Genomic DNA, 20,316 nt, shown 5'->3' with positions numbered 1-20,316 from the left:
CGCACTCCGCACCCCCGCCCGTGCAGGCGCTGCACGCGGCGCGCGGCGGCGCCCTCGGCGGGCGGGTCTCAGGCGACGGTGCGAGCGGCCTTTCCGCCGGTCGCCGCGCGCAGCGCCGCGGCCAGCCGGTCGCGCACCGCGATCTGGGCGGCGATGCGCGCGTCGAGTACGGCGAGCCGCTCGAACGCGATCCGCAGGCCCTGCTCCGACGGCGGGGCGGCCATCACGTCACCGTCCAGGCAGGCGGAGAACGCGCGGACGTCGTCGAGGGTCAGTCCGGCATCGAGCAGGCGGCGGATGTTGCGGACCCGGACGGCCGCGCTGTCGTCGTAGATGCGGTAGCCGTTGTCGGCCCGGCGCGACGTGATCAGCCCCGCCTCCTCGTAGTGGCGCAGCGCGCGCGGGGTCGTCCCGGTCGCCTTCGCCAGCTCGCCGATCCGCACCGCCATCACCTCCGCCCCCAGTCCTACCAGGCCGGGGGCGGAGGTCGCGCCGCCGAGCGGCCGGGCGGTTGCGGCGCGCGTCCCCTGGAACGGCTCAGGCGACGACGGCGCCGCCGTCGACCGGCAGGACCGCCCCGGTGACGAACGACGCCTCCGGCGAGGCCAGCCGGGTGATCGCCCAGGCGACCTCCTCGGGGCGGCCGATGCGGCCCAGAGGGGTGTGGTCGATCTGCCATGCGCGGACGGCGGCCTTCTGCTCGGGCGACAGCCCCTGGTGGTCCCCGATCGGGGTGTCGATCGCCCCCGGCGCCACGGCGACCACCCGGATGCCGCGCGGCGCCAGCTCCACCGCCCAGCTGCGGGTGAGCAGCTCCAGCGCGGTCTTGGTGGCGGCGTAGAAGGAGTTGCCCGGCCAGGCGCGCTGCCCGACCGAGGTGCTGACGTTCACGATCACTCCGCCGCCGTCTTCGAGGGCGGTCAGCGCGGCCTGGGCCAGCAGGATCGGAGCGATCAGGTTCGTCTCCAGCTGCGGCGCCATGATGGCGCGGGTGAGGCCGCCGAGCGCGCCGTTGCCGACGATGGCCGCGTTGTTGACCAGCACGTCCAGCCCGCCGTGCTCCTCGGCGGCGACGCGCACGATCTCCTCGGCGGCGCCGTCCTCGGTGATGTCGATGGGCAGCGGGTGGACGCGGTCGTGGCCGGCGGCGGTCTCGGCGAGCGGCCCGGGGCGGCGGCCGATGGCCACGACGCGGGCTCCTTCGGCGGCGAGCATGCGTGCCGTCGCGCGTCCGATCCCGGTGCCCGCTCCGGTGACGACGGCGACCTTGTCGTGCAGGTGTGCGTCCATGGGGACGAGGCTGCAACCCTGCCGCCAACGTCAAGGTCAACCGCCCGCCGCGACAAGCCGCTCTGCGACGGGCGCTCCACCGGAGCGGCCATGACGCCGAGGTGCAGGGGCGGTCGGCGTCAGGCGAACGGGCCTTCGCCGGCGAAGACGAGGCGTGTGAAGTTGTCGGCGATGCGTCGGTGGCCCGCTGGGTCCGGGTGGACCGCGTCGGGCAGCGGGAGTTCGGAGTGGTCCTTCTCGCCGTACAGGGCGCGGCCGTCCAGGTAGTGCAGGTTCGGGTCGTCGGCCGCCCGCCGCCGGACGATCCGGGCGAGTTCGTCGCGGATGACGTTGAGCGTCAGGCGGCCGGCGGCGCGTTCGGCCGGGTCGCCGGTGGCCTTGAACCGCAGGGTGCCGCCGTCGAAGTCGGGCATGAGGGGCCCGGGGGTGTCCTCCTGGACCGGGCAGAGGACGGGAGACACGACCAGCAGCGGCGCATCCGGATGCCCCTCGCGGACGGTGTCGAGGAAGCCGTGCACCGCCGGGGTGAAGGCGCGCAGGCGCATCGCGTCGCTGTTGACGATGTTGATGCCGATCTTGATGCTGATCAGGTCCGCGGGGGTGTCGCGCATCGCGCGGGCGGTGAACGGGTCGAGCAGGGCGCCGCCGCCGAAGCCCAGGTTGACCAGTTCCACTCCGCCCCGGGCCGCGGCCAGGGCGGGCCAGATGGCGGTCGGGTGGGCCGCGTTCGAGCCGTGGCTGATGGAGCTGCCGTGGTGCAGCCACACCCTGCGGCCGCCGGCGGACGCGGGTGACACCGGCGCGTCGGTGCGCAGGGCGATCACCTCGGTGGTCTCCGTGTGCGGGAGCCAGATCTCGACGTCCTTGTCCCGCGCGGGCAGGCCGGTGAACCGGGCGGTGCCCGGACGGCCTTCGCGCAGTTCGACGGCCTGGGTGACCATGTCGAGGACCGTGCGGACATTGCCGCCGGTCACCGTGGCCTGGGCGGCGAGACCGCCGTCGACCAGCAGGTCGTACACGCCGTCCGCCGGGGCCGGGAGCCCCCGGTAGGCCCGCTTGGTGGGCAGCGTCTCCAGCTCGATGACGGTGGCCCGGGTGCGGAAGGCCAGCCGCACGCCGGACGGCTGCGCCTCGGCGAGGGCCAGGTGGTCGTCCGGGATCTGCTCGCGGGCCCAGCCGGGCAGCCGGTGCGGCAGCAGCCCATGTGCCGTGCGCTCCACGTCGAGAGCGCCGCGCAGCATGTCGGTGGTGACCGGTGTGGTGATCATCGTTCCTCGTCTCAGCCTGATGTCGCGGGGCGGCCGGACGCGGGTGGCGCCTCGTCCGACGGCGGGTGCGCGGTCCGGTTGCGCAGCAGGACGTCCAGGGAGTCGACCATCCAGGCCCAGGACTCCTGCGTATCCACAGGGGTGTGGGCGAAGCCCCCGGCCCTCTCCAGGCTGATGAAGCCGTGGAAGACGCCGCCCAGCATCCGGACCGCGTGCGTCTGGTCCGGCTCGTCGATGTCGTAGGCGCGCAGGATCGCCCGCGTCATCTGCGCGTGCCGGACGCCCGCGCCGGCGGCCGCCGTCTCCGGGTCGAGCCTGAACCGCGCGGCGTCGTAGCGGCCGGGGTGCTCGCGGGCGTAGTCGCGGTAGGCGGCCGCGAAGGCGGCGAGGGCGTCCTTGCCGGCGCGCCCGGCCACGGCGTCGGCGACCCGGTCGGCGAGCTCCTCCAGGGCGAACAGGGCGATCCTGGTCTTGAGGTCGTGGGAACCGCGCACGTGCGAGTACAGGCTCGCGACCTTGACGCCGAAACGCCGGGCGAGCGCCGAGACGGTGACCTGGTCGAAGCCGACCTCGTCGGCGAGTTCCGCCCCTGCCCGGGCCAGACGTTCCGGAGTCAGCCCGACTCGAACCATGACCCTCCTCCCGATTGCCGACATGCATTATGCGACTACCTAAAAGCTTTAGGCAAATCGGTGAACGATCAAGGGGACGTCCCCGCCACTCCCGAGTGTTCTCGCCGTCGAGATCATCGACCCGCAGGCGGTGCATCTGCTCGCCGAGATCGGCACGGTCGCGGGGCTGCCGGTGTTCGCCGTGGTGTTCGTCTCGACGGCGGCCGACCTCGCCCTGCCCACCCAGGTCTCCCCCGCCGCCCCGGCCGGCATCAGCCCCCCGCGTCTCTGGACCAACGGCAAGGTCGAACGCCTCCACCGCCCCCCTGCTCCAAGAGTGGGCCCACACCGGCCCTACACCTCAGCAGCCGAACAACAGGCCGTCCCGCCTGGTGCAACCACCGACACCACGGGCAGACCGCAGCCGACCGCGCAACCAACCTGCCCGAACAACACACCTGGCGCCGCCACGTCACCGCCGGCCTGCGCAGACCCTCGTAACACTGCACCCGGGTACCGCGGACAAGCGGTACCCGGGTGTCACGGCGATGTCAGCAAGGTCGCGCGACCGGTTCCCGGCGCGGTGGCCGGCGCGACCGCTCAGGCCCCTTGCGCTGTGGTCTCCGCCAGGTGGTCCAGCACGGCCTGGGCGATTCGCTCGGGCTGTTCGGCGACCATGTTGTGGCCGGCGTCCAGTTCGAGCACGCGCAGGTGCGGCCGGTCGGCGGCGAGGGGCAGCAGGTCGCGGCGGATTCCCGCGCGCTGCGCCGCCATCAGCTCGCCGACGCGACCGGGCAGGCCGGGCATGTCCCTGGTGGCCAGGACGAACAGGGCGGGGCAGCGGATGCCGGCCGCGGCCGCGACGCTGTCCTGGAAGTGCGGGTCGTACCTGATCTGCCCGGCCAGTGCGGCGTCCGGCCGCGCGAAGACGCCCTCGTCGGTGGTGCGCAGCGCCCGCTGGGGAAGCATCGCGGCGTGGGCCTCCGGGAGCGGCCGGGCCATCGCCTCGGCCTGGGCGTCGAAGACGGCCTTCACCTCCGCCAGGAGCGCGTCCAGTTCCTCCTGTCCGATTCCCGCGTAGTGCTGCGGGGCGGTCTCGGCCGAGCGCAGTCCGTCGAGGTTGACGATGCCGGGACCGTCGGGGTGGCGCAGCGCCCACTGCACCGCGACCATGCCGCCGAGGGAGTGGCCCACCACCAGAGGGGTGTCAAGGCCGAAGTGGTCGACGACCGCCTGCACGTCGTCCAACACCGCCTCCCATTCCCACGGCCCGTCGCCGGACAGCCCGTGCCCGCGCAGGTCCATCGAGACGACGCGGTGAGCGCCGGTCAGCAGCGGCGCGAGCGGGTCCCAGTGCAGGAGGGTGCCGCCCAGGCCGTGCAGCAGCAGCACGGGGCTTCCGGTGCCGCCGTGGTCGCGGACGGCCAGCGGGACCGGCCGGTCACTGATGATCGTGTCGTGTGCTGTCACGGGTGCTCTCCTGGGGGCGGTCGAGTCGGTCGCGGATGGACGAGGTGGTGACGCCGCCGTCGGGATGCCTGTCGAGCTTGCCGCGCTTGACCAGGTCGTGGACGCCCTGCCGGGTGATGCCGAGCATCGCCCCCGCGGTGCTGTACGACACGGCCTCCGCCGCGGGGTGGCCGATCGCGCGGGCCACGGCGCGTCCCAGCGCGGTGCGCCACCACGAGGCGGGCGGGTCGAAGGGGGCGTCGCCGGGGAACAGCGCGCCGATGAGCCGGGCCGCGGTCGAGGCGGCCCGCTCCCGGTCGGCGCCGAGCAGCTGGGCGGCCCAGACCTCGGCCTCCACGCGCAGCCGCTCCCTGATCGGGGCGAGCGGCTCGGCGGAGGCCAGCAGGATCTCCAGCGGGTCGAGCAGCCGCGCCTCCAGCACCCCGACCAGCTCGGCCACCAGCTCGACGTGATCGTCCGTAGTCGTCACTTGACGGACTCTAGCAAGTACTTGCGCTCCAGCGTCAAGTAGCGGCCGAGGACCCGGCTTGAAGCGAATAATCGATGGCTTCCGGGCGGGCCCCTGCGTAGGGTCCCGCCCATGGCGTCTCATCGTCGCGAGCGACAACGGAAGGCCGCACCACCCCACCGGTTCGGCCCCCGTTTCGCGCAGGAGAACGATGACCGCACCGCCACTCGACGTCCGCTGCATCCCGAACGCGCTGCCTGACGCCGACGACGTCCTCGCCTCCCTCCTCACCGAGGTGGCCTGGGACGACCGCATGCGCGCACGCCGCACCGCGAGCTTCGGCGTCCCGTACGACTACTCCGGCCAGCACTACGAGCCCGCGGAGATGCCGCCGCGGATCGCCGCGGTCGCGGCCCGCGCCGCCGAGCACGCCGGCCATCCCTTCAACAACTGTCTGGCGAACCGGTACGACACCGGCGACAACACCATGGGCTTCCACCGGGACTCCTACGACGGCCTCGTCCCGGACAGCGCCATCGCGATCGTGTCGCTCGGCGCGACCCGCACCCTGGTGTTCCGCACACTCGACCGGACACACCGCATCGAACTCGCCCTGGAGCACGGGTCGCTGCTGCTGATGACGCGCGCAACGCAGCGCCATTGGGCCCACGGCGTCCCCCGCACCGCCTCCACGGGCCTGCGCATCAGCCTCACCTTCCGCCGCTTCGCAACGGAAGGATGAGCCGGGAGGCGGAACCCCGGGCACGCCGCGGGCATCCATATCGGAGACGAGACGTGGGGGTGCCTGTGGGTGCGAAGCGGTGGGCGCTGGTGTTGGGCGGGCTCCTGCTGGGCGCGGCGGTCGTGCTCACCGTCGTGGTGACGAAACCCTGGTCGGCGCACTCCGACCACGTCTGCTGCCAACTGCCGCCGGACACCAGCGCCATCGAGGACGTCCCGGAGCAGTGGCAAAAGGCCGTGGCGGACGGCGACGTCCCGGCGGCGTGGGGCATGCTCACCCCCGAGGCGCAGCGGCGATACGGCACCCGGCACGCCCTGGCTGCGGCGCTGGACGACCTCAAACCGTCGTCGCACGCGGCGGCGGCCTGGCAGCTGATCGCCTCCGCCACGCAGGGGCGCGGTACGCCCAGCCGGTTCCTCTACCTGCTCGTGGAGAACAACTCGCTGCGGCCGGTGCGCGCGGTGGTCGTCCACTCCCGGGCGGACGGCACACCCGACGGCCGGATCGACCCGGACGTCCCCGCCACCGTGCGCATCCAGGAACCGGCCGACCGCGCCGTGGTGGCCCCCCGGCCGCGGATGCGCTCCGCCACCGAGGTCCCGCCCGGCTACACCGCCGTCCAGGCCGGACACATCGTCCGCGGGGCCGTCGGGGCGATCCGCGAGGCCGACGGCCGCGACGCCCCCTTCACGCACGCCGGACCGTCGCTTCGCCCCGGCCCAGCACTCATCGTCGCCGTGCGCGACGACGGCCGCTACACCTACGGCACAGTACGCCTAACCGTCCGCCGCAACGCCTGACCGGAGGTCACCGGCGGTAGGAGACCCCGCCTCGCAACACCGCCGCGCACACCGGACACACCGCCCGCGAAGCCGACGGCCACGGCGCACCACTCACCCACACCGCGCCCGCAGCCACGCCCCGGACCAGAACTGATCACCCGGTGCGCGACGACGCGCCGATACCTACGGCGTGGTTCGTATGACCGTCCGCCGAGACGCCTGACCGGGGGTCACCGGCGGTAGAGCGTGAGCTTTTCCTCGCCGATGCGTTCGCGCAGGGCCGGGTCGTCCACGCCCTGCCCCTCCTCGGTGGCGGCGCACAGCACGGCCACCTTGCCGACGTGCCGGTTGGTCTGCACGACGCGGGCGGCCTCGCCCGTCTGCTCCAGCGGGTACACGGCCGACAAGGTGGGGTGGATCATGCCGAGCGAGATGAGCCGGTTGACCTCGACGGCCTCGGCGTAGTTGAAGCCGTGCGAGCCGATGATGCTCTTCAGGCGCATCCACAGGAAGCGGTTGTCGTACTCGTGCCGGTAGCCGGTGGACGACCCGCAGGTGACGATCTTGCCGCCGCGCTTGGCGACGTAGACGGAGGCGCCGAACGTCTCGCGGCCGAGGTACTCGAAGACGATGCCCGGGTCCTCGCCGACGCGGCGGCGGATCGCCTCGCCGAGGACGCGGCCCGCCTTCGGGTGGCGCATGCCCTGCTCGCCCAGGTCCAGCTCGGTGCGGTTGATGACGTGCTCGCAGCCCTGGGCGCGCACCAGCTCGGCCTTCTCCTCCGACGACACCACCGCCACCGGGATGCCGCCGCCGTTCTTCACCAGCTGGGTGGCGTACGAGCCGAGCCCGCCCGTCGCGCCCCAGATGAGCACGACGTCGCCCTGCTTCATGCGGGCGCCGTGCGAGCCGACGAGCATGCGGTACGCGGTGGCCGCGCACAGGGTGTTGGACGCGGCCTCCTCCCAGGTGAGGTGGCCGGGCTTGCGGATGAGCTGGTTGGCCTTGACGACGCAGTACTCGGCCAGGCCGCCGAAGTTGGTCTCGAAGCCCCAGGCGAGCTGGGTCTCGCTCATCATGCCGTCGTCGTAGGAGCCGTGGTCCTCCTCGTCGACGTAGGCCGGGGACACCACCACGCGGTCGCCCGGCTTCCACTTCTTGACGCCCGCGCCGGTGCGCACGACGACGCCGGCCGCGTCCGAGCCGACGATGTGGTAGGGCAGGTCGTGGCGGGCGCCGTACCAGCCCTGGCGGCCGAACTTCTCCAGGAACGCGAACGTCGGCACCGGCTCGAAGATGGCCGACCAGACGGTGTTGAAGTTGATCGCGGCGGCCATGACGGCGACCACGCACTCGTCGGGCGCCGGCTCGGGCATCTCGACCTCGCCGACGTGGATGGAGCGGCGCACGTCCTTGTCGGTCTGGCCCGCGAAGATGCCCACCTCGTCCTTGCGGAGGTGGGCGGCGCGGAACCGGGTGGGCAGCGGGCAGTCCAGCAGCTGCCGGCCGTCGGCTCCGGCGCGGACGGCGTCGAGCAGCGCATCGGACGAGGCGGGCTGAACCATGGATCTCCTCCGTATTGGGCGGGGGCAGGGGGTGGCCCGGGAGCCTAGGGGGCCGGCGCGGTCGCCGGCAGGCCGTCCTCGTCCGTCGCGCCCACGGCGAGCCGTTCCCCCAGGTCGGCCGCGAGGACGTGCACGGCAGGGGGGTCGAGCAGGTTGAGATGGTGCGCCCCGGGGATCGGCACGATCTCCAGGTTCGGGCACAGCGGGCCGAACCCGTTGGTGGCGTCGAGGACGTAGCGGACGTCCTGGACGGCCCAGGGCGTCTTCTCCGGGGCGCGGTAGAGCACGACGCGGCCGTCGTAGGGCTGCGGCTGGTACGCCTCCAGGGAGCGGGTGTCCTGGTGGGAGGTGAGCTGGTGGGTGAGCGCGGCCGGGGGGATGTGGTCGACCAGCGGGGCGGCGCGTTCCATGACCAGCGCGAACTGCTCGTCCTCCGACAGCCCCGACAGCTCCTCGTAGGGCAGGACGATGTCGAGGCCGTAGGTCTGGTTGACGTAGTCGGCGAACGCGGAGAAGCGGCGGGCCAGGGTGTCGGACTCGTCGTCGACCGGCAGCGGCAGCCCCGCGTCGAACAGGGCCACCAGTTCGACCTCGCGTCCGGCGGCGGTGAGCTGCCGCGCCGTCTCGTAGGCCAGCACGCCGCCGAACGACCAGCCGCCGAGCCGGAACGCGCCCTCCGGCTGCGCCTCCACCAGGCGTTCGGCGTAGCGGGCGGCGCGTTCGGTCACCGGCGGGGCGTCGTCGAACCGTTCGAGGCCGTGGACGGGCTGGTCGTCGCCGAGCAGCGCGGCGAGCTGCCGGTAGCAGGCGGTGGTGCCGCCCGCCGGGTGCGCGAGGAACAGCGGGCGGCGGGTGCCGGCGGCGCGCAACGGGCGGATCGTCTGCCGCGCGGCCTGCTCGTCGGCGGCGCGCAGGAACCCGGCGACGTGCTCGGCGGTCGGCACGGCCAGCAGTTCGCCCCGGGTGACCTCCCCGCCGAACTCCGCGGCGACCCGCGCGACGATGCGGTCGGCGTGGTCGTCGCCGCCGCCGAGGTCGGCGAACAGGTCGGCGGTGACGCTGACCCGGTCCAGGCCGAGCACGTCCTCGAAGATCCGCACGGCGAGGCGTTCGGCGGCGTCGCGCGGCATGACGTACCCGCTGACGGCGTTCGCCGTGGCGGACGGGGGCGCGGGCGGCGCGGCGGAGGCGAGGCCGAGCTCCCCGGCGGCCCACTCCTCGAACACGTCGACGCTGGCGCCCTTGAGCAGCACCGACGGCGGGACGGTCAGGCCGAGGTCGTGTTCGACGCCGCTCTTGATGCGCACCGCCACCAGGGAGTCCAGGCCGAGGTCGGTGAGCGGGACGGACGGGTCGAGCCGTTCGGGGGCGAAGCCCAGCACCGAGGCGATCCGGTAGCGGACGCGGGCGGCGATGGCGGCGCGGGCCTCGGCGGGGTCGAGCCGCCGGACCGCGTCGATGCCGGGCCAGTCGTCCGCGCCGCCCCCCTGCGCCGCCGCGGCGGCCGCCTCGGTGAGCGCCGCGAAGTACGGCATGTCCGCGATCTCGGGGAACAGCTCGACGGCCGCGGCCGGGTCGAAGCGCAGCACGCCGGTCGCGGGACGGTCGGCCGCCAGCAGCGCCTCCAGCGCCTCGGCGCCCTCCTCCGGGCTGATCGGGTCCAGCACCGCCACCGACAGCTTCGCGGCGCCGCCGACCCGCGACCAGGTGCCCCAGTTGACCGTCGTGGCGGGGCGGCCGTGGGCGCGGCGGTACGCGGCGAGGGCGTCCAGCGCGGCGTTCGCGGCGGCGTAGGCGGCCTGCCCCGGGGAGCCGAGCAGCGCGGCCGCCGACGAGTGCGTGACGAACCAGTCGAGGTCCAGGTCCCAGGTGGCGGCGCTGAGCGCCCGCGCGCCCTCCACCTTCGCCGCCCACACCCGGTGCAGGTCGTCGGCGCGCAGATCGGCGATGAGGCCGTCGGCGAGGACGCCCGCGCCGTGCACGACCCCGCACAGGCGCTTCCCGCCGTCGCGGGCGGCGGCGACGAGCCGGTCGGCGGTGCCGGGCGCGGCGACGTCGCCGAGCACGACGTCCACGTCCACGCCGCTCTCCCGCAGGCGGGTGATCTCCTTCTCGGCATCGGCGTCCGGCCCCGACCGGCCCGACAGCACCAGCCGCCCGGCGCCGCGTTCGGCCAGCAGCCGGGCGGTGACCAGGCCGATCCCGCCGTAGCCGCCGGTGATGATGTACGCGCCGCCGCGCCGCACGACGCGGCGCGGCCGGCCCTCGGGCGCGGGCAGCCGCGCGCGGGCGAGGCGGGCGACGCGGCGGACCCCGCGGCGCCAGGCGACCTCGCGGGCGGCGCCGTCGCCGAGCAGCTCGTCCACCAGGTCGGCCGGGCGGTCCACGTCGACCAGCGTGGCGCGCAGTGCGGGCCGCTCGAACGCCAGCACCCGGGTGAGCGCGCGGACGAACCCCTGGTTCGGTTCGCCGCCTTCGCCGTCCTCGACGGGCAGGGCGCGGCGGGTCGCGACCCACAGGCGCGCGGTGTCGGGCAGCGCGCGGGCGACCCCGGCGACGGTGCGGACGAGTTGCTCGTCGACCAGGTCGGGCGGCGGCACGGCCAGCACGCCCGCCGCGTCGCCGCCGGGCACGGCGTCCGGCTCGGCGGACAGTTCGCGGCGCGCGACGCGGTGGCCGTGCGACTCCAGCGCGGACGCGACGGCGGCGGCCAGGGCGTCGTCGCGGTCGGCGAGCAGCAGCCAGTCGCGCGGCCCGGCCGGCGCGGGCGCGGGCTCCTCGTCCCACACCACTTCGGCGATCTTGTCGGTGAGCGGGACGGGCACGTCCGCGCGCTCCACCTTGCGCAGGCCGATCTCGGTGGCCTCGGCGAGCACGTCGCCGTCGGGGCCCAGCAGCTGCAGGGCACCGAGCAGCCCCCCGTCGGCGGGCGCGACCTCGACGCGGACCTGCCCGCCGCGGTGCGTCGGCCCGTACACGTGCAGCCCGCCGATCGTCTCGGGCAGCCACACGCCCTCGTCGGCGCGCGCCGCCTCGGCCGTCAGCACGGCCAGGCAGCGGTCGAACACCTCGGGATGCAGCAGGTAGTGGCGGCTGCCCCGGTCGGCCCCGGCCACCTGCGCGGACGGCCCGGTCAGCGGGGCGGGCGGCGGGCGGTGGTCGGCGCCGACGTCCGCGACGGCCAGCCGCGTCCAGGTGCCGGCGGGCGTCCGCGCGTGGATCTCGACGCGGTGGTCGTCCTCGCCGAAGGTGGTGGTGACGGTGGTGTGCTCGGTCAGCGCGAGCGGCCGCTCCATGCTCAGGCCGGTGACGCGCATCCGCCGGTCGCCGAGCGCGGCGGCGCCCGCCGCGAGGGCCATCTCGGCGACGGCCGCGACGGGCAGCACGTTCGCCCCGTGGACGCGCACGTCCGCCAGCCACGGCTGCGCGGCGGTGCCGACGTCGGCGCGCCAGGCGTGCCGGTCCTCGCCGGGCAGCTCGACGTGCGCGCCGAGCAGCGGGTGCTCGTCGCGGCCTCCGGTGCCGCGGCGGGACAGGTCCACCCAGTGGCGTCCGTGCCGCCACGGCGAGTGCGGCACGTCGATCACGGCGCCGTCGGACGGGGCGGCCGTGGCGTGCCCGAGGCAGGCGAGGGCGCCGAGCCGGGCGTGGAAGGTCAGCGTGTCGTCGGTCCGCTGCCCCTTGGGGGCGCGCTTGAGGGTGTGGGTGACGAACGCGCCGGTGCCCTCCAGGGTCTCGCCGAGCGCGTGCGCCAGCAGCGCGTGCGCGTTGACCTCGACGAACGTGCGGAAGCCGTCCTCGGACGCGGCCGTCACCGCGTCGGTGAGCCGCACCGGGTTGCGCAGGTTCGCGGCCCAGTGGTCGGCGCCGAGCGAGGGCGCGTCGGACAGGTGGGCGCGCGGGTCGTCCAGCGCGGTCGTGTAGAAGCGGACGCCGTCGGCGAGGGGCGTGCCGGGCTCGGCACCGACCTCGGCGAGCTGCTCGCGCAGTTCCGGCACCAGCGGATCGACCTGCGGGGAGTGGCCCGCGCCCTCGGCCTTGACCATGCGGGCCAGCCGGCCCTCCGCCTCGGCGCGCGCCACGACCTCGGCGATCTGGTCGGCGTCGCCGGTGACGACGGTCTGCCGGGGCGAGGAGTGGACGGCGGCGTGCACGTCCGGCAGCCCGCCGGCCAGCCGCTCCGCTTCGGCGGCCGACGCGCCCAGCACCGCCATGGCGCCGCCGCCGACCAGCCGGGTCAGCAGCCGGGACCGGCGGTGGATCACCCGGACGCCGTCCGCCAGGCTGAGCGCCCCGGCCACGACGGCGGCGGCGACCTCGCCCATCGAGTGGCCGATCACCGCGCCCGGCGTCACCCCGTACGACGCCCACGTGCGGGCCAGCCCGATCTGCACGGCGAACAGCGCGCACATCGCCTCGACCGGGCCGTCCGGCGCGGCGCCCGACTCCAGCAGGTCCCACAGCGCGGGGCCGCCCTCCTCGGCGAACAGCGCGTCCAGGTCGTCGATGGCCTCGGCGAACGCGGGCTCCTCCTCCAGCAGGGCCTGCCCCATGCCGGCGCGCTGCGCCCCATAGCCGGAGAACACCCACACCGGTTTGCCGGGCGCGCCGAGCGCGGTGCCGGTGACGACGGCGGGGTGCGGACGGCCCTCGGCCAGCGCGGCGAGCCCGTCCAGCAGCCCGGCCCGGTCGCGGGCGGCGACGGCGGCGCGGGCCCGGCCGCGTCCGTTGCGGCGGTGCAGGGTGTAGGCGAGGTCGGCGAGCGACACGTCGTCGCGGCCGCCCAGCCAGTCGGCGAGCGCGGCCGCATGGTCGCGGACGCGGTCGTCGGCCGTGTCCGACAGCAGGAACAGCCGCGTCGCGGCGGGCGGCGACGGGCGCGGCGCCGGCTCGGGCGCCTGCTCCAGGACCAGATGCGCGTTCGTCCCGCCGAACCCGAAGCCCGACACGCCCGCCAGGGCGGGACGGCCCCGCCGCGGCCACGGCGTCTCGTCCGCAACCACCCGCAGCCGCAGATCGTCGAACGGAATGTGCGGGTTGGGCTTCTTGTAGTGGATGCTCGGCGGGATCACCCCGTGGTGCAGGGCGAGCACGGTCTTGACCAGCGCCGCCGCGCCCGCCGCCGACTCCAGGTGGCCGAGGTTGGACTTGACCGACCCGATCAGCAGCGGGGCGTCGGCGTCCCGGCCCGCGCCGAGCACCTCGCCCAGCGCGGCCGCCTCGATCGGGTCGCCGAGGAACGTGCCGGTGCCGTGCGCCTCCACGTAGTCGACGTCGCGCGGATCGGTCCCGGCGGCCGCGTACACCTGCCGCAGCAGCGCCTTCTGCGCCTCGGAATTGGGGGCGACCAGGCCGTTGGAGCGGCCGTCGGAGTTGACGCCGCTGCCGCGGATCACCGCCAGCACCCGGTCGCCGTCGCGCCGCGCGTCCGCCAGCCGCTTGAGCACCAGCGCACCGCAGCCCTCGGCGCGGACCATGCCGTCGGCGGAGGCGTCGAACGCCTTGCAGCGCCCGTCGGCGGCGGTGCCGCCCGCCTGGTCGAACGTCATCGTGATGGTCGGGGACAGCAGCACGTTGACGCCGCCCGCCAGCGCCACGTCGGCCTCCCCGTCGCGCAGCGCCCGCACCGCCAGATGCGCCGCCACCAGCGACGACGAGCACGCCGTATCGACGATCATGCTGGGGCCGCGCAGATCCAGCAGGTACGACAGCCGGTTGGCGACGATGCTGAGCGCCGCGCCCGTCGCGGTGAACGCCTCCAGCGCGGCCAGGTCGGAGGCGGTGAACGCGGCGTACTCGGGCGCCGACACGCCCACGAACACGCCCGTGCGGGAGCCGCGCAGCGCCGCCGGGCCGAGCCCGGCGTGCTCGAACGCCTCCCAGGCCACCTCCAGGACGAGCCGCTGCTGCGGGTCCATCACGGCGGCCTCGCGCGGGGTGATGCCGAAGAACTCGGCGTCGAACGCGGCGACGTCGTCCAGGAAGCCGCCCAGCCGGGTGGTGGCGGCGAGCCGGTCGGCCACCTCGGGGGACCCGTCGTCGAACGGCGCCCAGCGGTCCGCGGGCACCTCGCGGATCGCGTCGCCGCGCCCGTTCAGGAAACGCCAGTACGCGTCGGGGCCGCACAGGTCGCGGTCGCCGCCGGGGAAGCGGCAGCCGACACCGATCACGGCGATCGGCTCATCCGCGCGCGGCCGCTCGGCCGGCGCCGCCTCTTCCGGAGCCTCGTGCGGGCGGCCGCCGGGGACGAGCGCGGCCGACAGCCGGTCGATCGTCGGATGCTCCCAGACGAGCGTCGCGGGCAGCGCCCGGCCGAGCAGCCGTTCCAGCTCGCCCGCGACCGCCACCGCGTCACGCGAGGCCAGCCCGAACTCCTCCAGGGGGCGGGCGGTGTCGATGTCGGCGGCGGGGATGCCGGAGCGGCGCGCGATCTGCTCGACCAGGAACCGGCGAACCGAATCCTCGCTGATCCGCGTGCCGTCTGGCGCGGCTCCGGAACGATCGGTGCTCTGCATGCGTGCGGATCCCCCAATGAATCCAAGGATCGTTCGAAGCGGAGGGTCCACCTTGTCCTACGATCACCGGCCCCCGATGCGCATCCAGACCACTTTCTTCGGGGCTTCCTTGTCACCGCCATGACAAGACCCCACGCCCGCCGCTGTGGCCTCATGGGATAGTTGGACGACCCGGTCCGAGCACAAGGAACGGTGACCACCCGCAAACAAACCGTCACAATAGCCACTCACGCTTGTAGGGGGAAGCGGCCCGTTTCCCCGCGTTCCGGCCCGGCCGTCCGGGCCCGGGGGAAGAGCGCCGCGCAGGTGCGTTGACCCACGGCCGATACAGATGGGCGCTGGCGGTCGTCGCCGTCAGCGCGTTCATGATCACCATGGACAACACGGTGGTCGCCAACGCCCTGCCCACCATCATGGCCGACCTGCACATGTCCGCCACGGCCAAGGACTGGGTCGCCACCGGCTACATCCTGATGTTCTCCTGCCTGATGATCGCGGGCGGGAGGCTGACCGACGTCTACGGCTGCCGGATCACGTTCGTGTCGGGCATGACGCTGTTCACGGCGGCGTCCGCCGCCTGCGGCCTGGCGCCCGACGCGACCGTGCTGATCCTGGCCCGGGTCGCGCAGGGGGCGGGCGCCGCGCTGGCGCTGCCCGCCACCCAGGTCATGGTCACCGTGGGCCGCAGCGACAAGCAGCGCTCCATCGGCATGATCGTATGGGTGGGCGCGGGCTCGGCCGCCACCGCCCTCGGCCCCACCATCGGCGGGCTCATCGTCCAGCACTGGCACTGGGGCTGGATCTTCCTCATCAACATCGTGCCGGGCGTCCTGGTCATCCTGCTCGGCCTGGTCGTGCTGACCGGCCACGGCGAGAACGCCGACGCCCGGGTGGACCTGCCCGGCGTGCTGATCTCGGCGACCCTGCTGTTCGCCTTCATCTACGGGCTCGAGGAGGGGCGCACGGTCGGCTGGACCGACCCGTCCGTCCTCAGCGTGTTCGGCCTGGTGCTGATCGCCCTGGTCTGCTTCGTGGCGGTGGAGAGCTGGGCCCCCGACCCCATGATCGACCTGCGGTTCCTCCGCAACCGGGTGTTCACCGGGGGCCTGCTGTCGCAGATGCTCTACGGCATCGGCTTCAACGGCATGATCTTCTACTCGGCCACGTTCCTGCAGCGCTACCTGGGCTTCACCCCGCCCGAGGCGGGCCTGGTCATGCTGCCGCCGTCCATCGCCATCATGGTGCTGACCCCCGTCGGCTTCTGGCTGGCCGCCAAGGCCGGGCCGCGCGGCGCCATCGGCGGCGGCATGGCGCTGATGGCGTTCGGCATGTTCCTGTTCGCCACCCTGCGGCGCGGCGACGGCTACGCCGAGCTGATGCCCGGCGTGATGATCGTCGGCGCCGGGGCGGCGCTCGCCATGCCGCTGGTGATGTACGTGCTCAAGGCGATCCCCGAGCACCAGGCCGGCGTGGCCAGCGGCATCATCAACGTGATCCGCGAGGCGTCCGGCGCGTTCGGCATCGCCATCGTCGGCCTGCTCGTCCACGAGGTGCCGGAACCGGGCGCGGGCGCCGAAAGTCTGGAGACCTTCCGCCAGGGCACCGCCTCCGGCCTCATCGTCGGCGCCGCCGCCGTGCTGATCGGCGGCGTCATCTGCGGCCTGACCCTCCCCAGCAGACGCGGCTGGCTGGGCCCCAAACACGGCAAGCGCTCCACCCCCGTGGAAGCCGCCCCCGCCCCCGAACCCGCCCTGGCCGCCCCCGTTCCCACAGGCCAGACCTCCGCCCACCATGCGGACACCGCCGGGGCGGCACACCCCCAAGCCACCTTGACCCGCCGCAAGGCGGCCCCACCCGCCGCGCAACCACACGCCCCCGCACCCCGCAGGCCGGCGCCGCCTGAACACCTCCCACAGCCCCACCACGCCGCACGACGCGCGTCCCCCCGGTACGGCCTGCGAGACCACGACACCAAGCCCACCCAAGCCGCACACCCCTGGGACACGCCCCCCGTACACAAGCCGCCAAGCGCCCCCGAAGCACCCCGAGACGTCGCCCAGCACCCAACCGAGAGAAGGCCTCCCCGGGAGGCCCCGCCCCTGGGCGACACCATGCCCCCACACGCCGAGATGCCCGCGCACGGGGCGCCACCAGGCGACGCCGCAGCCCGGACCCGGCAAGCCATGCCCTCGAACGGGAGCGGGCCGCACCGGGACGTCGCGCACCCCGGCGGTGCGCCCCGGTCCGAGACTGCGGCGTCCGGTGAGGCGACGTCACGCAGCCCCTTCCCTCCGCCGCCCGAAGGCTGGTACCACCCGTACATCCCCGAGGACGACACCGATCCGTGGGGCGAGTGGGAGGTGCCCCGCCGCGGCGACGCCTGGTGAGGAGGACCGTTGAGCCGCAAAATCGTGATCTTCGCCGCGGGGTCGCGCGGCGACGTCCAGCCGTGCGCGGCGCTCGGGCGGGCGCTGGCCGCCCGGGGCCATCACGTCCGCCTGGTCGCCAGCGGCCGCTACGCCCCCCTCGCCCTCGCCGCCGGGCTCGACCTGGCGCCGCTCACCGCCGACCCCACCGAGATCCTCAACTCGGACGCGGGCCAGGAACTGCTCGCCGGGGGCCGCAACCCCGTCGCGTTCCTCGGCGGCTTCCGGCGCATCCTCGGCCCCATGGCCGAACGGCTGCTGAACGAATGCCGGGACGCCGCCAAAGACGCCGACCTCATCCTCAGCCCCACGCTGGGCCTGCTCGGACGCCACCTGGGCGAACACCTGGGCATCCCCTGGGCGCTGATCCACTTCCAGCCCAGCCAGCCCACGGGCGCGTTCCCGCACCCCTTCCTCCCCCAGGCGCGCATGCTGGGCGCCTGGGGCAACCGGGCGAGCTACCTGGCCGTCGACCAGCTCGCCTGGCAGCTGTCCCGTCCGTTCATCAACGCGTGGCGCCGCGACGCCCTCGCGCTGCCGGAACTGTCCGTGCGCGGCCCCATGCACGAGGCGCGCCGCGAGGGCCGCCCCGTGCTGGCGTGCTTCAGCCCGTGCGTCGTCCCCCGCCCCCGCGACTGGCCCCGGTACGTGCATGTGACGGGCTACTGGTTCTTGGACGAGCCGTCCTGGCAGCCCCCCACCGACCTGAAGGACTTCCTCTCCTCCGGGACGCCACCCGTCTACGTGGGCTTCGGCAGCATGGTGCCCAAGGACCCGGTGATGACCGACCGGATCGTCCGTACGGCCCTGCGCCTGGCCGGGGTACGCGGCATCGTCCAGGGCGACCCGTCCACTTCGGACGACGACGTTCTCGCCGTACGGGACGTGCCGCACTCGTGGCTGTTCCCCCAGATGGCGGCCGTCGTCCACCACGGCGGCGCCGGCACCACGGCCGCCGGGCTGCGCGCGGGCGTGCCCACGGTGGTGTGCCCGTTTTTCGGCGACCAGCCCTACTGGGCCGAACGCGTCACCGCCCTGGGTGCCGGACCGCGCCCCGTGCCCTTCCGCACCCTGACGGTGCCGCGTCTGGCCCAGGCCATCCGGCAAGCCGTCCAGGACGAGGACATCTGGCGACGCGCCACCGCCCTGGGCCGCCGCATCCGCACCGAAAACGGCCTGGAAAAAGCCTGCGGATTCATCGACGCCCTCTAACCCCGTCCCGCCCCCACCAGATCACCCGCAGCAGTGGCGGACCTGGAGCATCACCGAGCTTCCCCACCTGCTCAAGACCGGGTGACGCCCATGAGCCACGACGTGCGCATCGGCGCGCCGGGGCCGGTTGGCGCGGCTGCTCGACCGGCTCACCCAGACCGGCCCTTGGCAGTGGTGAGGCGAGGAGCGGCCGCACTCGAATCACCGCGCAAGCCGCCTCCTGCAAGCTGACAGAGTTTGGCCGCATCCGGCCCGCGGACGGGGCACACCCACCACCAGCGACGAATGGCTCTGATCAACGGTGAAAACTGGCCATGGCGGCGTGTCTTTTCGAACCGGTGCCGGGAATCGCGATACAATTTCTTTGTCATGACAAGTCATGACACTTTCGACGACCCGGCTGCTCTGTCCGCGCGGTTCGTATCCGCGTTCAACGCCGGGGACCTCAACCGTCTCGATGCGCTCTACGAAGAGCGCGGTGTCGTGGTGCCCGTGCCGGGGCACGCCGTCGCCGGTCCCGGACGTTCCGCCGCCAACCGCCATCTGCTGGGGCTCGGCCTGCCCATGACCGCTGAGACGCGGCGTGTCTACGTGGCCGATGACATCGCGCTGCTGCTGGTCGACTGGTCGCTGAACGGCACCGGGCCGGACGGTCGGGAGGTCGCCATGAAGGGGACCGCCACCGATGTGGTCCGGCGTGGCGCCGACGGAACGTGGCGTTACGTCATCGACAATCCGCACGGCATAGCCTGACCGGAAGCTCAGTCGCCGACCTGGCCGGTCGGGGGCGGGCCGCCGAGACCGGCGAGCAGGTCGCGGAGCAGGTCGGCCAGCTGCTCGCGGCGTTCGGGGGCGAGGTGGGCGATGAGGCGGTCTTCGGCGGCGAGCAGGTCGGCGACGACGCGGTCGAGCAGGGCATTGCCCGCGTCGGTGAGGGTCACCGCGCGTGCGTGGTAGCCCGACCCGGTGGTCACCCGTTCGACCAGGCCCGCCCTGGCCGCCCGCTCCACCCGCTGGGTGATCGCGCCGCGCGTCACCATGCACGCGTCGGCCAGCTCCCCCGGGCTCATCCGGTACGGCGGGCCGGCGCGCCGCAGCGTGGACAGCAGGTCGAGCGTCGCGACGTCCACGCCGTGCCGGGCGAGGAGGCGGCGGCGCTCGTCGCCGAAGAACTTGGCGGCCCACCAGATCCGGGTGATGACCCCGATCGACTCCACCGGGACGCCCGGCAGCTCGCGCCGCCAGGCGTCCTGGATGGCGTCGGCTTGGTCGCGCGGCGGCTCAGCGGCCACGTTCGGCTCCGCCGTTCACCTGGACGATCTGCGCGGTGACGTGCCCGGCGCCGGGCGAGGCGAGCCAGTGCACGGTCTCGGCGACGTCCTGCGGCGTCCCGGCCCGGCCGGTGTGGGTCTGGGCGACGAGCGTCGCGCGGCGTTCGTCGTCCAGGGTGCCGCCGAAGAACTCGGTGTCGGCGATGAAGCCCGGCGCGACCACGTTCACCGTGACGCCGCGCGGCCCGAGGGCGGCGGCGAGGTCGAACGCGTACGGATGCAGGGCCGCCTTCATCGGGCCGTACGAGGTGCCGCCCGATCCGCGTAGGGCCGCGATCGAGGTGATGAACACGATGCGCCCCGACGGGTTCAGCAGGTCGCGGAACGCCTCGGTCGGCAGCACCGCCGTCAGCACGTTGGCCCGGAAGTTGCCCGTCCACCGCTCCGCGACGCCGCCAGAGGCGCCGTGCCGTTCGACGTTGCCGCCCGCGTTGTTGACCAGCACGTCGATCGAGCCGAAGCGATCGGCCAGGACCGCGCGCACCCGCTCGACCTGCGCCGGCTCGCTCAGGTCGGCCGGAACCGCGGTGGCGCCCAGCTCCCCGGCCGTCTTCTCCAGGACGTCGGCGCGGCGACCGATGATCACCACCCGCTCCCCGTCCGCGGCGAAGCGCGCGCCACCGCCCTGCCGATGCCGGTGCCCCCGCCGCTGACCA

15 protein-coding genes are annotated in these 20,316 nt (G+C 74.3%); 5 read left to right on the top strand and 10 right to left on the bottom strand.

Going from position 1 to position 20,316, the window contains the following annotated elements; all coding sequences use genetic code 11:
* Positions 1-68 precede the first annotated feature (68 nt).
* From ABD879_RS10115 to ABD879_RS10090, 6 genes are all read right to left on the bottom strand, one after another.
* Entirely contained in the window at positions 69-449 is a 381-nt protein-coding gene (locus tag ABD879_RS10115) for a MerR family transcriptional regulator (RefSeq protein ID WP_345019793.1), read from the bottom strand.
* 88 nt (positions 450-537) lie between these two features.
* Complete coding sequence (locus tag ABD879_RS10110) at positions 538-1,290, bottom strand: SDR family NAD(P)-dependent oxidoreductase (protein WP_345019791.1); 753 nt, start codon at positions 1,288-1,290, stop codon at positions 538-540.
* 119 nt (positions 1,291-1,409) lie between these two features.
* Positions 1,410-2,558: a GDSL-type esterase/lipase family protein gene (locus ABD879_RS10105; RefSeq protein WP_345019789.1), complete on the bottom strand. Its 1,149-nt coding sequence runs from the start codon at positions 2,556-2,558 to the stop codon at positions 1,410-1,412.
* Between the two features lie 11 nt (positions 2,559-2,569).
* Positions 2,570-3,190 carry a TetR/AcrR family transcriptional regulator gene (locus ABD879_RS10100; RefSeq protein WP_345019787.1) on the bottom strand — a complete coding sequence of 207 codons (621 nt, stop codon included), beginning with the start codon at positions 3,188-3,190 and terminating at the stop codon, positions 2,570-2,572.
* A gap of 579 nt (positions 3,191-3,769) precedes the next feature.
* The gene (locus ABD879_RS10095; protein ID WP_345019785.1) at positions 3,770-4,639 is read right to left on the bottom strand and encodes an alpha/beta fold hydrolase; all 870 of its coding nucleotides are present in this window, start codon (positions 4,637-4,639) and stop codon (positions 3,770-3,772) included.
* Positions 4,611-5,108 carry a hypothetical protein gene (locus tag ABD879_RS10090; protein WP_345019783.1) on the bottom strand — a complete coding sequence of 166 codons (498 nt, stop codon included), beginning with the start codon at positions 5,106-5,108 and terminating at the stop codon, positions 4,611-4,613. Before ABD879_RS10090 ends, ABD879_RS10095 begins: the two co-directional genes overlap by 29 nt.
* 190 nt (positions 5,109-5,298) lie before the next feature.
* Between ABD879_RS10090 and ABD879_RS10085 the strand changes: the two genes are divergently transcribed.
* Positions 5,299-5,829 (top strand): alpha-ketoglutarate-dependent dioxygenase AlkB family protein, encoded by a 531-nt coding sequence (locus ABD879_RS10085; RefSeq protein ID WP_345019781.1) that lies wholly within the window; start codon positions 5,299-5,301, stop codon positions 5,827-5,829.
* Positions 5,830-5,894: 65 nt separating this feature from the next.
* On the top strand, positions 5,895-6,629 hold the full coding sequence (locus ABD879_RS10080) for a hypothetical protein (RefSeq protein ID WP_345019779.1): 735 nt from the start codon (positions 5,895-5,897) through the stop codon (positions 6,627-6,629).
* Positions 6,630-6,841: 212 nt separating this feature from the next.
* Here the strand turns inward: ABD879_RS10080 and ccrA are convergent, their stop codons facing one another.
* On the bottom strand, positions 6,842-8,176 hold the full coding sequence (ccrA, locus tag ABD879_RS10075) for a crotonyl-CoA carboxylase/reductase (protein WP_345019777.1): 1,335 nt from the start codon (positions 8,174-8,176) through the stop codon (positions 6,842-6,844).
* Between the two features lie 44 nt (positions 8,177-8,220).
* Positions 8,221-14,691, bottom strand: coding sequence for an SDR family NAD(P)-dependent oxidoreductase (locus tag ABD879_RS10070; RefSeq protein ID WP_345019775.1), 6,471 nt, complete (start codon positions 14,689-14,691; stop codon positions 8,221-8,223).
* Between the two features lie 311 nt (positions 14,692-15,002).
* Between ABD879_RS10070 and ABD879_RS10065 the strand changes: the two genes are divergently transcribed.
* The 3 genes from ABD879_RS10065 to ABD879_RS10055 all read left to right on the top strand — a co-directional run bounded on the left by ABD879_RS10065 (position 15,003) and on the right by ABD879_RS10055 (position 19,082).
* On the top strand, positions 15,003-17,078 hold the full coding sequence (locus ABD879_RS10065) for an MFS transporter (protein ID WP_345019773.1): 2,076 nt from the start codon (positions 15,003-15,005) through the stop codon (positions 17,076-17,078).
* Positions 17,079-17,087: 9 nt separating this feature from the next.
* Positions 17,088-18,329, top strand: coding sequence for a glycosyltransferase (locus ABD879_RS10060; RefSeq protein WP_345019771.1), 1,242 nt, complete (start codon positions 17,088-17,090; stop codon positions 18,327-18,329).
* A 285-nt stretch (positions 18,330-18,614) separates the two neighbouring features.
* Positions 18,615-19,082: a YybH family protein gene (locus ABD879_RS10055; RefSeq protein ID WP_345019769.1), complete on the top strand. Its 468-nt coding sequence runs from the start codon at positions 18,615-18,617 to the stop codon at positions 19,080-19,082.
* A gap of 8 nt (positions 19,083-19,090) precedes the next feature.
* On the opposite strand, the gene ABD879_RS10050 is transcribed toward ABD879_RS10055, so the two are convergent.
* Positions 19,091-19,621: a MarR family winged helix-turn-helix transcriptional regulator gene (locus ABD879_RS10050; protein ID WP_345019767.1), complete on the bottom strand. Its 531-nt coding sequence runs from the start codon at positions 19,619-19,621 to the stop codon at positions 19,091-19,093.
* Positions 19,611-20,246, bottom strand: a complete 636-nt coding sequence (locus tag ABD879_RS10045; protein ID WP_345019765.1) for an SDR family NAD(P)-dependent oxidoreductase — start codon at positions 20,244-20,246, stop codon at positions 19,611-19,613. The genes ABD879_RS10050 and ABD879_RS10045 overlap by 11 nt, the downstream gene beginning before the upstream one ends.
* Positions 20,247-20,316: the final 70 nt, after the last annotated feature.

The organism is Actinomadura keratinilytica (genome assembly GCF_039539665.1).
Taxonomy (GTDB): domain Bacteria; phylum Actinomycetota; class Actinomycetes; order Streptosporangiales; family Streptosporangiaceae; genus Spirillospora; species Spirillospora keratinilytica.
This window is presented reverse-complemented; position numbering and strand designations above follow the sequence as displayed.

Coding starts and splice junctions, on each gene's coding strand:
- ABD879_RS10115 (WP_345019793.1), bottom strand. CDS start 449: ATGGCGGTGCGGATCGGCGAGCTGGCGAAGGCGACCGGGACGACCCCG.
- ABD879_RS10110 (WP_345019791.1), bottom strand. CDS start 1,290: ATGGACGCACACCTGCACGACAAGGTCGCCGTCGTCACCGGAGCGGGC.
- ABD879_RS10105 (WP_345019789.1), bottom strand. CDS start 2,558: ATGATCACCACACCGGTCACCACCGACATGCTGCGCGGCGCTCTCGAC.
- ABD879_RS10100 (WP_345019787.1), bottom strand. CDS start 3,190: ATGGTTCGAGTCGGGCTGACTCCGGAACGTCTGGCCCGGGCAGGGGCG.
- ABD879_RS10085 (WP_345019781.1), top strand. CDS start 5,299: ATGACCGCACCGCCACTCGACGTCCGCTGCATCCCGAACGCGCTGCCT.
- ccrA (WP_345019777.1), bottom strand. CDS start 8,176: ATGGTTCAGCCCGCCTCGTCCGATGCGCTGCTCGACGCCGTCCGCGCC.
- ABD879_RS10070 (WP_345019775.1), bottom strand. CDS start 14,691: ATGCAGAGCACCGATCGTTCCGGAGCCGCGCCAGACGGCACGCGGATC.
- ABD879_RS10055 (WP_345019769.1), top strand. CDS start 18,615: ATGGCTCTGATCAACGGTGAAAACTGGCCATGGCGGCGTGTCTTTTCG.